This window comes from Saliniramus sp. (assembly GCF_035311605.1).
Lineage (GTDB): Bacteria > Pseudomonadota > Alphaproteobacteria > Rhizobiales > Beijerinckiaceae > Saliniramus.
The window spans coordinates 1-12,834 of sequence record NZ_DATGCW010000268.1; the positions used below are offsets into that span (position 1 = coordinate 1).

The 12,834-nt window shown below is 63.4% G+C and carries 10 protein-coding genes; 2 read left to right on the forward strand and 8 right to left on the reverse strand.

Features of this window, described 5'->3' with window-relative positions; all coding sequences use genetic code 11:
• Window positions 1-459: 459 nt before the first annotated feature.
• Complete coding sequence (locus VKP01_RS12170; protein ID WP_324412653.1) at window positions 460-855, reverse strand: hypothetical protein; 396 nt, start codon at window positions 853-855, stop codon at window positions 460-462.
• A gap of 127 nt (window positions 856-982) precedes the next feature.
• On the opposite strand from VKP01_RS12170, the gene VKP01_RS12175 reads away from it, so the two are divergent.
• Both VKP01_RS12175 and VKP01_RS12180 read left to right on the forward strand, forming a co-directional pair.
• Window positions 983-2,719 carry a class I poly(R)-hydroxyalkanoic acid synthase gene (locus VKP01_RS12175; protein ID WP_324412655.1) on the forward strand — a complete coding sequence of 579 codons (1,737 nt, stop codon included), beginning with the start codon at window positions 983-985 and terminating at the stop codon, window positions 2,717-2,719.
• A 106-nt stretch (window positions 2,720-2,825) separates the two neighbouring features.
• Window positions 2,826-3,674 (forward strand): fumarylacetoacetate hydrolase family protein, encoded by an 849-nt coding sequence (locus tag VKP01_RS12180; protein ID WP_324412657.1) that lies wholly within the window; start codon window positions 2,826-2,828, stop codon window positions 3,672-3,674.
• A gap of 108 nt (window positions 3,675-3,782) precedes the next feature.
• Here VKP01_RS12180 and VKP01_RS12185 read toward each other — a convergent pair whose 3' ends face one another.
• The 7 genes from VKP01_RS12185 to VKP01_RS12215 all read right to left on the reverse strand — a co-directional run.
• Window positions 3,783-5,714 carry a methyl-accepting chemotaxis protein gene (locus tag VKP01_RS12185; protein WP_324412659.1) on the reverse strand — a complete coding sequence of 644 codons (1,932 nt, stop codon included), beginning with the start codon at window positions 5,712-5,714 and terminating at the stop codon, window positions 3,783-3,785.
• Between the two features lie 277 nt (window positions 5,715-5,991).
• The gene (locus VKP01_RS12190; RefSeq protein WP_324412661.1) at window positions 5,992-8,103 is read right to left on the reverse strand and encodes an ABC transporter ATP-binding protein; all 2,112 of its coding nucleotides are present in this window, start codon (window positions 8,101-8,103) and stop codon (window positions 5,992-5,994) included.
• Entirely contained in the window at window positions 8,096-8,635 is a 540-nt protein-coding gene (locus VKP01_RS12195) for an ABC transporter permease (RefSeq protein WP_238947159.1), read from the reverse strand. The genes VKP01_RS12190 and VKP01_RS12195 overlap by 8 nt, the downstream gene beginning before the upstream one ends.
• Window positions 8,636-8,677: 42 nt before the next feature.
• Window positions 8,678-9,022: a hypothetical protein gene (locus VKP01_RS12200; RefSeq protein ID WP_324412664.1), complete on the reverse strand. Its 345-nt coding sequence runs from the start codon at window positions 9,020-9,022 to the stop codon at window positions 8,678-8,680.
• A 10-nt stretch (window positions 9,023-9,032) separates the two neighbouring features.
• Window positions 9,033-9,965 carry an ABC transporter permease gene (locus VKP01_RS12205; protein WP_324412666.1) on the reverse strand — a complete coding sequence of 311 codons (933 nt, stop codon included), beginning with the start codon at window positions 9,963-9,965 and terminating at the stop codon, window positions 9,033-9,035.
• A gap of 208 nt (window positions 9,966-10,173) precedes the next feature.
• Entirely contained in the window at window positions 10,174-11,877 is a 1,704-nt protein-coding gene (locus VKP01_RS12210; RefSeq protein WP_324412668.1) for an ABC transporter substrate-binding protein, read from the reverse strand.
• 347 nt (window positions 11,878-12,224) lie between these two features.
• Window positions 12,225-12,834: methyl-accepting chemotaxis protein (locus VKP01_RS12215; RefSeq protein WP_324412670.1), on the reverse strand; the 610-nt coding region annotated here is incomplete at its 5' end.

The window sequence follows — 12,834 nt, forward strand, 5'->3', positions numbered from 1 at the left end:
CGCACAGCCGCCAAGAATCAGGGCGCATGCGAGCGCCGCAGCAACATGGCGGATCCGTCCGGATTGCCTGGGCGTGTCAGGCCTGGGCGTGTCAGGCTTGGTGTGACGGCTCGGGCCGGATATCATCGTCGCGTGATCCTCACCATGATACATAACGCCCGGTCGGGGCGGGATCAGGCAGCGCCTTCCCGGCATTGCGGACCCTCCGTCGAGCCGGTAACCGATAGCGGAATGACACGTAATCCTGAACTACGCCTTTACCGGGTCTAGCCGACAGCATAGCGCACAGGTTACGATGTCGAAAGAATGGCGGATCCTTTTTGAGGATAAAGCTGCCTGGGGAAGGGGAGTGAGCACCGTGGCCGACAACCGGACAACCAGAAGCGACAGCCCGGCACCTGCACGTGACGTCGGAAAATCCCGATCGAGCCGGAGCAAGCCCATATCGGGCGCGGCAGGTCACGAACCCGCCAATGGCGCCGCACCGCCTGCAAAAGCGGCAAAATCCTCTCCGCCCGCCTCCGTCGCAAAATCCGGGAGGGGGTCGGCAAAAACGGCGAGCAAGGCGGCCAAGCCCGCAACGAAGTCCGCAACGAAGCCCGCAACGAAGTCCGCAACGAAACCGGCGAAGTCGGCATCTGCAGAAAAGTCATCCGCACGGCCATCGGCACGGACATCAGCCAAAACGGCGCGCGCCGCCACCGCTACGCGTAAACCGGGCGCAGAAGCGCAACCTACCGGCAAGGTCGCCGACAAATCTCTCGGCGACACGACACACGGCAGCACCGCACAAGTCGCCGGAAAGGCACCGCGTCCCGATCGCGATCCGACGCCGCCGCCGGCGCCGACATCCAAGCGTACTGATCAGGCCGCATCGGCGTCGAAATCCGATTCCGGGCGCAAGACGGCTTCCGCAGATGGTTCGCAAGCCGCACACGAGCAAGCGGTTCCCTCCCCCGATCTCGAAGCGCTGACACGCAACATGGCCCGGTTCTACGAGGAAGCCGGCAAGGCGACGGCGGCCTATCTCAAGCCGTTGGAGGAACGGCGCGGCCATGTCGGTGCGGCGGACGAGATGAGCGACATGGTCAAGACGCTCGTCCAGGTCACCGAAAAATGGCTCGTCGACCCCCAGAAGTCCGTCGAGGCACAAAGCCGCCTCGGGCTCTCCTTCATGGACATCTGGGCGAATTCGCTGCGCCGCATGCAGGGCGAGGAGGTCGCGCCGGCGGTCGCCGCCGATCCCAAGGACGGGCGCTTCAAGGATGAGGACTGGTCGACCAACGCCTATTTCGACATGCTCAAACAGGCCTATCTCGCCACATCGCGCTGGGCCGAGGACATGGTCGACGAGGCGGACGATATCGACGAGGAGACCCGCCAGAAGGCACGTTTCTACGTGAAACAGCTCGCCGGAGCGCTCTCGCCCTCGAATTTTCTCACCACCAACCCGGAAGTCATCCGCGAGACCTTCAACGAAAGCGGCGCCAATCTCGCGCGTGGCATGAAGATGCTCGCGGAAGATATTGAGGCCGGCCACGGCGAGTTGAAGATTCGCCAGACCGATGCCAGCAAGTTCAAGGTCGGCGAGAACATGGCAAACACCCCCGGCAAGGTGGTGTTTCGCAACGATCTGATCGAGTTGATCCAGTACGCGCCCACGACCGGAAAAGTGCTTGCGCGCCCGCTCCTGATCGTGCCGCCCTGGATCAACAAGTACTACATCCTTGATCTCAACCCGGACAAGAGCTTCATCCGCTGGGCGGTGGCGCAGGGGCTGACGGTGTTCTGCATCTCGTGGGTCAATCCGGATGAGCGCCACCGCGACAAGGGCTTTGCCGATTACATGCGCGAGGGCATCTTCACCGCGCTGGAACAGGTGGAGACGATCACCGGCGAGCGGCAGGTCTCGGCGATCGGCTATTGCGTCGGCGGCACCCTGCTCTCGGTGGCGCTCGCCTATATGGCTGCGAAAGGTAACGACCGTATCGCATCGGCGACACTCTTCACCACCCAGGTGGATTTCACCCACGCGGGTGATCTCAAGATCTTCGCCTGCGAGGAGCAGATCCGCGCCATCGAGCAGAACATGGAAGCGCGCGGCTATCTCGATGGCGGGCGCATGGCGGCCGCGTTCAACATGCTGCGTCCCAACGATCTGATCTGGCCCTACATCGTCAACAATTATCTCAAGGGCAAGGATCCCTTCGCCTTCGACCTGCTCTACTGGAATTCCGATTCCACCCGGATGCCGGCGGCGAACCACTCCTATTATCTGCGCAACTGCTATCTCGAGAACAATCTCTCGCAGGGACGCGCGGAGCTCGAAGGCGTGCGGCTCGATCTCTCGAAGGTGACGATACCGATCTACAATCTGGCGACGCGTGAGGATCATATCGCTCCCGCCAGATCGGTCTTCGTCGGCTCGGCCTGTTTCGGCGGCCCGGTCGAATACGTGCTCGCGGGTTCCGGCCATATCGCGGGCGTGGTCAACCCGCCGGCGAAACCGAAATACCAGCACTGGACCAACGGTCCGCCGGTGGGCACGCTCGAAGACTGGATCGCCGGCGCCACCGAGCATCCGGGTACATGGTGGCCGCACTGGTTCGAATGGGTGCGCGAAAAGGACCCGCGCGAGGTCCCCGCGCGCGAACCGGGCGGCGGGAAGGTCGAACCGATTTGCGATGCACCGGGCACCTATGTCCTGATGCGCGCCTGAAATCACCGCGTGATGGGATTTCCTCACGGCGGAGCAATCTGTTGCGCACCTTGTCTTCGCGGCTTTGCGCCCGCATGATCGCGGCGAGGAAACCAAGAGGGTCAAGATGAAACTCGTACGTTACGGCGAACCCGGCGCAGAAAAACCGGGACTGATCGATGCAGAAGGCGCGATGCGCGATCTTTCGGCGCATATCGACGATATCGGTCGCAAGACGCTCGATCCGGCGGTGCTCGCCAAAATCGCCGCCCTCGACCCGGCCTCGCTGCCGATGGCACCGGCAGGCGTGCGAATCGGTCCCTGCGTGGCGGATGTGCGCAATTTCGTGGCGGTCGGGCTGAACTTCGCCGATCACGCGGCGGAAACCGGTGCGCCGATCCCGGCCGAGCCGATCCTGTTCAACAAGGCGCCCTCCTGCATCGTCGGCCCCAATGACGACGTGATCATTCCCAAGGGCTCACAGAAGACGGATTGGGAGATCGAACTCGCCATGGTCATCGGCAAGCGCGCCTCCTATGTGGCGGCAAACGACGCGCTGGCTTATGTCGCGGGTTTCTGTATCTGCCACGACGTATCGGAGCGTGAATTCCAGATGGAGCGCGGCGGCACCTGGTCGAAGGGCAAGGGCTGCCCGACCTTCGGCCCGCTCGGCCCCTGGCTGGTGACGCCCGACGAGATCGCCGACGTGCAGGATCTCGGCATGTGGCTCGACGTCAATGGCGAGCGCATGCAGACAGGCTCGACGAAGACCATGATCTTCGACTGCGCCCAGCTCGTCTCCTACATCTCGCATTTCATGATCCTTGAGCCTGGCGACGTGATCACCACGGGCACGCCCCCCGGCGTCGGCACCGCCATGAAGCCGCCGCGCTATCTCAAGGCCGGCGATGTCGTCACCATGGGGATCGATGGTCTCGGCGAACAGCGCCAGGACGTGAAGGCCCATCAGGGCTGAAAGCCCCGCCTGCACCCAACCCCGCCTGCGATGGCCTTCCGAATGACGAAGCCCCCGCATCATCACGATGCGGGGGCTTTTTTCGCTTCGGCGCGAACGCGATGCAGCTTACGCGGCTGCGACGCGTTCGAGGAAGGTGTCGATGGCGCGGCGCAGCTTTTGCGTTTCGTCAGTGGCGGCATCGGCGGAGTGCAGCACATGATCGGCAGAGCGGTTGGTCTCGCCGGTCGACGCCTTGACGCTCTCGATATTCCCGGCGACCTGGCGGCTTGATTGGGCCGAGCGCTGGACGTTGCGGGTGATCTCGTCGGTGGAGGCGCCCTGCTCCTCGACAGCGGCGGCGATCGAGGTGGTATGTTCCGAGACCTCCTTCATGATCCCGGCAATCTGCTCGATATTGGACACCGCATCCTTGGTCGAACCCTGGATCGCGCTGATCTGTCCGGATATCTCCTGTGTCGCTTTCGCCGTCTGATCCGCCAGATTCTTGACCTCCGCCGCGACAACGGCGAAGCCCTTGCCGGCCTCTCCGGCGCGCGCGGCTTCGATGGTCGCGTTCAGCGCAAGCAGATTGGTCTGCTCGGCGATCTCCTGGATCAGACCGATCACATCACCGATGCGCTGCGCGGCATCCGACAGGCTCGCCACCCGTGTATTGGTATGATCGGCAGCCTGCGTGGCGCGACCGACCACCTCGGTGGTCATGCCAACGGCGCGGGCAATCTCGTTGATGGCGCCGTTGAGGCTCTCGGCGGCTTCGGCTGCGGTCGTGGCGTTGCTGCTCGAATCCTCAGATGCCGAGGCAGTCTGCTCGGTCAGATCCGCCGTCTGGGAGGCGATCATGGTGAGGTTTTGGGCGGTGTCACGCATCTGCTGCATGTTTCCGGTCACACCTTCCAGCATGGTGCCGACGGAATCCCGGAACTCCGCGATCAGCCGCTCCACCGCGCGCTGGCGCTCCGCCCGCTCCAGCTGCTCCTTCTCGCTCTCGGAGCTGAGACGCGCGCGCTCGATGGCGTTCTGGCGGAAAATCTCCACAGCGCCCGCCATGGCGCCGATCTCGTCGGAACGCTCGCGACCGGGTACGGTGATCGCCGTATTGCCGTCGGCGAGTTCGCGCATCGCAGTCGTCATGGCCACCACCGGATGGGAAACCGAACGCCCGATCACGAAGGCAATGGCGATACCGAGCACGGCAAGCAGCGCGGTGGCGGCAATGGTCATCGTCACCACCTGCATCGCAGCTGATGCGGTGCCGTCACCGATCGCATGCGCATCCTGCGAGGCACTCGTCACGATATCCGAGGTCAGCCCGGCAATGATCTTCTCGCTTTCACCCAGAACATCGGCGCGCATGACGGCGAGTTCGTCGGATACCTCCATACCGCGCAGCATCGAGGCCTGATAGATTTCGAGATTCTCGGCAATGGTGGCGAGCCAGTTCTTGCGCGCCGCATGTGTAGTGTCTTCATGCAACTCCCTGGCCAGGTTGAGCGCGCGCCCGGCCGTCATCTCAGCCTGGTTGCGGGCCTGATCATCACCCGTCAGATAACGCGCGAAGGCCGCCTGCGAGACGAGACCGAACTGAAGCGCCCGCGAGCCTTCATTCGAGGTGTCGAGATCGCCCTCGAGTGAAGCGGAATAGACGAGCTGCCAGACGGCTTCGGTCACGGCGGCCATGGCCGGTTCCACCTCGTCGGCCACGATGCTGCGCAATTGCGAATCCATGGCGAAGAGCGAGTCAACTCCGCGCTCGAATTCGTCATAGGTCATCACGATCTGCGTGAGCATGGCGCGGCGCTCGTCAGATGATGTGGCTTCCACAGCTTCCATGATCTGGCTTCGGACGCGATGGCTCACATCGGCGATCATCTCACGGCGCTCCTCGTCCGGTGCCGACAGTTCGTCGCGCGCGAGGACGAGCATCCGGGTGAAATCCGCCGAGAGGGTTTCCGCACGCTGCGTCTCATTCGCGATCGTCCGGTAGTCGGCAAAATCCCGGTCGAGCCGCAATGCATTGAAGATCGCGAACCCGGCCATGCCTACAGCCAGTATCAGAATGGCCGCGAATCCAATCGCGATACGCCCGCGCAATCCAAGGCGCGTGACGTTTGGAAGGCGGGGCAGAAATGAAGTGAATCTCACAGTCTCGGTTCCCATGGCGTTTGTCGGTTGCACACAGGAGAGCAAATAAACCTTAAAAAAAGTTATTCATTACGTATGGAAAGTCATAGATACAATCATCAATAGAGCTCGCCTTACCTAGCGATATATATTGCAGTGCGAAATAGATTCCCCTCCTGCACGGCTAACCGGATCAGGCCTGCACCTTGCGAAAGACCGGCTCCATCGCTTCCAGCTCATTCACGGGGATATGGCAAGCGATGTGGTGGTCATCGGCGCGCGCGTGAACCGGCGGACGCTCGTCGTCACAAATCCTGCCCAGCTTGTGCTGACAGCGCGTGGCGAAGGGGCAGCCCTTCGGCGGATCGAGGGGACTGGGTACAGCGCCTTCGAGCACGATCTTCGTTTTCTCGATCTGAGGATCGGCAACCGGCACGGCGGAGAGCAGCGCCTCGGTGTAGGGATGGTAGGGCGGTGCGAACACGTCCTCGACGCGCCCCTGCTCCATGATCTGGCCGAGATACATCACCACAACCCGGTCGGCGAGATAGCGCACCAGCGAAAGGTCATGGCTGATAAAGATCAGCGTGGTATCATTCTCCCGCTGAATGTCCGTGAGCAGTTGCGTCACCGCCGCCTGGACCGAAACGTCGAGCGCGGAGACGGGCTCGTCGGCGATCACCATGGACGGATTGCCGGCGAAGGCACGGGCGATGCCGATGCGCTGTTTCTGCCCACCGGAAAGCTGGCGCGGCATGCGGCGGGCGAAATCACGTGGCAGCTTGACCAGATCGAGAAGATCGTAGACCCGTTCCCGGATTTTCACGCGGTCGGTCTCGACTCCGAATTTGCGGATAACCCTGGCGATCTGCGCACCGACGCTGTGGCTCGGATTGAGCGTGTCATTAGGGTTTTGAAAGATCATCTGCAAGGCGGCGATCTGCTTTTGCGGGCGCGCTGTCACGGCGCTCTCGGCAATATCGTCGCCCTCAAAAATGATGGCGCCGTCGGTCGCCGTCTCAAGCCCCATCAGCACCTTGGCGAAGGTGGATTTTCCGCAGCCGCTCTCACCCACGATCGCGACCGTCTGCCCGCGCCGCGCCTCGAAATCGAGCGCCTCGTTGGCCTTCACCCAGCGCACCGAGCGTCCCGCGATAAGCGCGGCCATGGAACGGTCGTAGACGGGATAGTATTTCTGCATGCCCTCGACGGAAAGCACCACATCCCCTTCGGTCGTGGATGCCGCCTCTGCGCGCGCTGCAGCGTCAGGAATGAGTGGGGGTGCTTCATCGACGGTATCGAGGCGCAGGCAGCGCGCGCGATGAGCCGCCTCCCCGGCGATCCCGGCATCGACCATCGGCACATTGCCGGCATCGCAGTTCCCGGGCTCGAACCAGGGGCAGCGCGGGCCGAAATTGCAGCCGTGCGGGCGTTCATGGGGCTGCGGCAACTGCCCGGGTATGGCTGTCAAGGGACGCTCGTCACGTCCGGCCACGGGGAGCGGGATGCAGCCGAACAGGCCCCGCGTATAGGGATGGCGCATATGGGTGAAGACATCCCCGACAGCGCCCTCCTCCACCACATCGCCGGAATACATCACGCTGACCCGGTCACAGACCTCGTGCACCAGGCCGAGATTGTGGCTGATGAAGAGGATCGCAGTGCCGAACTTGCGCTTGATCTCGCCGATCAGTTCGACGATTCCCGCCTCGACCGTGACATCAAGCGCAGTCGTCGGTTCGTCGAGGAGCAGCAGCGAGGGGTTGGCGAGCAGCGCCATGGCGATGACGACGCGCTGCTGCTGCCCCCCGGAGAGCTGGTGGGGATAGGAGGCCATCAGCCGCTCGGTATCGGCCAGACGCACGTCCTCGAGCATGCGCGTGGCGCGCTCATGCGCCTCCCGCTCCCCCACGCCCTCGTGGATCATCGGCACTTCCATGAGTTGGCGACCGATGGTCATGGACGGGTTGAGCGCGGCGAAGGGCTCCTGATAGACCATCGCGATCTCGGCCCCGCGCAGGCTGCGCAGTTCCGATTCACCCATGGCGAGCAGGTCGCGCCCCTTGAAGCGTATCGCGCCTGCCGTGATCGCCCCGTTGCGACCCATGTAGCGCATGATCGCATTCGCCACGGTCGATTTGCCGCAACCGCTTTCCCCTACAAGGGCCACGCTCTCGCCGGCGGCGATGGTGAGATCGAAATCGACCACGGCGGGGATCGCGCCCGCGCGGGTCTGATACGAAATCGACAGCCCTTCGATGGCGAGGACCGGCTCGGCGGCTTTCGGCATTCTTGCGTCAGTCATTGAGCGAAATCTCCCGGATGCCGTCGGCCAGCAGGTTGAAGCCCAGCACCAGCGAGGAAATGGCGATGACGGGGAAGATCGTCATATGCGGCGCGAATGTCGCCATCGAGCGCGTCTGGTTGACCATACCGCCCCAATCGGGATCCGGCGGCGGCAGGCCGAGACCGAGGAAGCCGAGCACGCCGATGGTGATGATCGTGTAGCCGAGCCGCAGGCAGGCATCGACAATCAGCGGGCCGCGCGCATTGGGCAGGATCTCGACGAACATGATACGCAGGGTCGATTCCCCACGGGTCTGGGCGGCGGCGACGTAATCGCGGTTGCGCAGATCGAGCACGAGTCCGCGCACGATGCGCATGATCCCCGGCGCGCTCGCAAAGATCACGGCCACGACGATGTTGAATCCCGAGGCGCCGAACGTCGTGATGATGACCACGTAGAGCACGAGAATGGGGAAGGAGAGAATGATATCCGAGATACGGCTGAGAACGTCATCAATCCAGCCGCGTTTGTAGCCCGCAACCAGCCCCATCACGATCCCGACCGCGAAAGCGCAGGCCGTGGCGAGGGGAGCTTAGAACAGGACCGTGCGCGAGCCCCAGATCACGCGGCTTAGGATGTCGCGCCCCAGATGATCCGCGCCGAGCCAGAAGGTCCCGCCCTCGGGATGTTCGGTGAAGGGTGTGGCGAAGGGCAGCACCTGGGCATTGGGATCGTAAGGGGCGAGCCAGGGGGCGAAGATCGCCACCAGCACCCAGAAACCGACGAGACCGGCCCCGATCATGGCGACGGTGCTCTCGCGCAGCAGTTTCAGCGACTGCCAAAGCCCCCGCGCGAGGCTGCGCGCCGCGACCACGAGCGGCGGCGCCGGCTTTACCGGTTCGGTGGAATCGATATGCGGAGGACGATGTTCGTTCATGCCATCCTCCTCACGCGAACCGGATACGCGGGTTGAGATAAGTATAGCCGATATCGGCGATGGTCTGCGTGGTCACGGCGACGAAGACGGCGACCATGGCGCAGGCCTGGATCAGAAAGATGTCCTGATTGAGCGAGGCCTCCAGCAGCAGCGCGCCGAAACCTTTGTAGGCGAAGAAGAATTCCACCACGATCACGCCCGAGAGTAGCCAGTTGATCTGCAGCATGATGACCGTGAACGGGGCGATCAGCGCGTTGCGCAGGGCATGGCGCATGATCACCTGCCGATAGGGCATGCCCTTCAGGATCGCCGTGCGGATATACGGCGTCTGCATTACCTCGGCCATGGAGGCGCGGGTCATGCGCGCGATATAGCCGAACCCGTAGAGCACCAGCACCGTCACCGGCAATACCAGTTCGATCGGTCGGAAACCGTCCGTCATGCCGCTCGTGCCCGGCAGCCAGGACAACCAGAAGACGAAGAGGAATGTCAGCAGAACAGCGCTGGCGAATTCCGGGATCGAGGTGGTGATGATCGCCGTGACGGAGAGCGAGCGATCGAGCTTCGAGCCCTCCTTCATGCCTGCCAGAACGCCCATGATCAGCGCCAGCGGGATCATCACCGCAAAGGTGACACCGCCCAGGATCGCGGTGTTGATCAGTCGCGGCACCAACACCTCGGCGACAGGCACGCGAAAGCGGATCGACTCGCCGAAATCGCCGGTGAGCATGTTGGCCAGCCATTCGAGATAACGCACGTAGACGGGCCGGAAATAGCCGTTTGCCTCAAGCCAGAGATTGCGCTGCTCGTCGGTCGTATACGGCCCCAGCACCTTCACCGCCACCGCGTCGCCGTTCACTTCCAGCAGCAGAAACAGCAGGATGGAAACGACGAGCATGGTCAGGATCATGTATCCCGCGCGCCTTGCGAGGAAGATCAGCATGAGCGGGATTTCCTGATGGATATCGATGCCCGGGCGCGACCTTCATGAAGCGCTCGCCCGGCCTCCCTCCCCAGCGGGGAGGGATTGAGGGTGGGGGGAAACGCGCGCCTCATGCGCTGTCGTTGAAGACCTTGTACCGGGGCCATCCCAGCCTTGATCCCTCCCCTGAGGGGAAGGAAACATGGTGAGCGCTTTGTGCAGGCACGCATCAGGCTTCGAGCCACACCGTTTCGAAATGGTGCTCCTCCGCCGGATGGTGGGCGTAGCCCTTCACGCGGGGGCTGCTGGCGGTGTGGATCGAGCGCCAGTAGGGCTGCACGAAGACGGCATCGTCCTGCAGCATGGTTTGCAGCTGCGCCATGATCTCGCGGCGCGCATCGACATCAAGCGTGGCTTCGGCCTCGTCTAGCAGCGCATCGAAATCCGGATTCGCGTAACCGGATTCGTTCCACGGCACGCCGGAGCGATAGCCGAGGCTGAGCACCTGCGTGCCCAGCGGACGGTGGGTCCAGCTGGTGAAGCCGAAGGGGGTTGTGGTCCAGCGGTCCCAGTACGTGCCACCTGGCATGATGTTGACGCTGAGATTGATGCCGGCGGGGCGCAGCATCTCCACCAGCGCCTGGCAGGTATTGGGCTCCCAGGTCGGCTGGGCGACGCAGTCGATGGTGATGTCGAGCCCGTCGGCGTAACCGGCCTCCGCGAGGAGTTCGCGTGCGAGATCATAATCCTGCTGCGGCGCGCCGATATCGGCATATTCCGGATGGATTTGCGCAACGTGATGATCCTCACCGGGAACGCCGAGCCCCTGATAGGCAATCTGCAAAAGCCGGTCGTGGTCCACACAGGCCTGGATCGCCCGGCGCACACGCGGATCGTCGAAGGGCGCCTCATCGACCTTCATGCGTGCTACACCGGTTTGCGCGGTCTGCGCTTCGTAGATCATCATGGACGGCATGTTCTCGGCTGCCGGCATCTGCTCCACATTCAGACGGTAGAGCAGATCGACTTGGCCCGAGGCCAGGGCCGCGAAGGGCGCTGCCGGGTCGTCGCCGTGATCGATATAGTCGATCCCGTCGAGATAGACCTCGCCACCCCACCAGCCGTCTTCGCGGCGCGCGAATGTGGCGCGTTCACCGACGCCGAAGCGGGTGAGTTTGAAGGGCCCGGTGCCGATCGGCTCATTGGCCCAGTTGCCGCCCTGGAAGGAGCGGTGGGCGATCAGGGCGGGGTAATCGCCCATGCTCTCGGGGAAGGCGAGGAAGGGGACGCGCAGGTTGAACTCGACCGTATGGTCGTCGATCTTGCGGATGGCACCATCCGCCATACCCGAGCCGTCGTCGTTGCTCTCGCGCAGGGCCGAGAAGCGTCCGTAATTGGACGAGCCCACGCCCGGATCCATCCAGCGCTCGAAATTGGCGATAACGTCATCAGCGGTGAAATCGTCACCATTGGACCATTTCACGCCGCGGCGCAGATTGAAGGTCCAGGTGCGCAGATCCTCCGACGCGCTCCAGCTCTCGGCCAGATGCGGCATAGCCAGATTGTCACTGGAAATGCGCACCAGCGGCTCGAGCACATGCCGCAGGGTATTGCCCTTCTCAGACCAGTCGATTGTCGCGGGATCGGAGATTTCCTTGACGTTCATCGAGACGCGCAGCACGCCACCCCGTTGCGGCGTGCCGTCCTGGGCCAACGCACGTGGCACGAAACCGTCACCGGTGATCTTGCCGGCCATGCCGTAGGCGATTCCGGCGGAGAGGCCGAGCAGCGTCGCCGTGCGCAGGAATTCACGGCGGCTGGCCTTGCCCTGGCCGAGCGCATCCGCGAGTTTTGGCAGCTGAGGATGGTGTTCGGCGAGTTGTGCGCGCTCTTTCGCATCGAGACGCTCGGTATCGGGGGTCTTCCTGGTCATCGTCGTCCTCTTTACCGTCAGCTTCTGCCCGTCAGATCGTCATCGATCCATGCCGGGCGGTCTGATCCTGTGTCTCGTGAGCCGGACAGAGCGAACGCCGGATGGCGGGCAAACGCCGCAGCAGCCGAATCCGGAAATCCCGGCTGGATAAGCGTTTAGATGACGCGGCAAATCGTTACCGCGACGGACACGGTCGCTCGACTACGTGAGACGTCGAAGGTGGTGATGCGTCGAAATCAAGTCCGACGCGTCACCACCAATGACAAGAGGATAGCGCCCCGGGAGACTGTGTCAAATTCGGGGCAGATTTGCGGAAAGCCGGCACCGGGACCGGGTGTTGCGCCTGCTCAGGCGACTTTTGCCGTGGTTTCCGGTTCGAATTCACCATTCGCCAGATCGCCCTGCGCCTGGTCCTTGCCGAGGATCGCGCCGAGAAAATCGTCGACCGCGCCCTTGAGGGCATCGGATTCGCGTGCCAGCCGCTCGGCAGAACCCTGCACGCGATTGGCCGCGTCGCTCGAGCGCTCGGCGGAATCACGCACCCCGTCGATGCTCTGCGAGACCTCGTGCGTGCCGGCAGAAGCCTGCTGCACATTACGGGCGATCTCCTGCGTGGCCGAGCCCTGCTCTTCCACCGCCGCCGCGATCGCCCCGGCAATGCCGGCGAGGTTTGAAATGGTCTCGGCGACCCCGGTGATCGATTCGGCGGATCCGGAGGTGGCGGCCTGAATGTCGGCGATCTGGCCGCTGATCTCCGTCGTTGCTTTCGCAGTCTGATCGGCGAGGTTCTTCACCTCCGCCGCCACGACCGCAAAGCCCTTGCCGGCCTCCCCGGCCCGCGCCGCCTCGATCGTCGCGTTCAGGGCGAGCAGGTTGGTCTGCTTCGCGATCGACTCGATCTGACCGATGATCTCGCCGATCCGGTCGGAGGCCTCGGCCAGCCTGTGCACCTCGCCG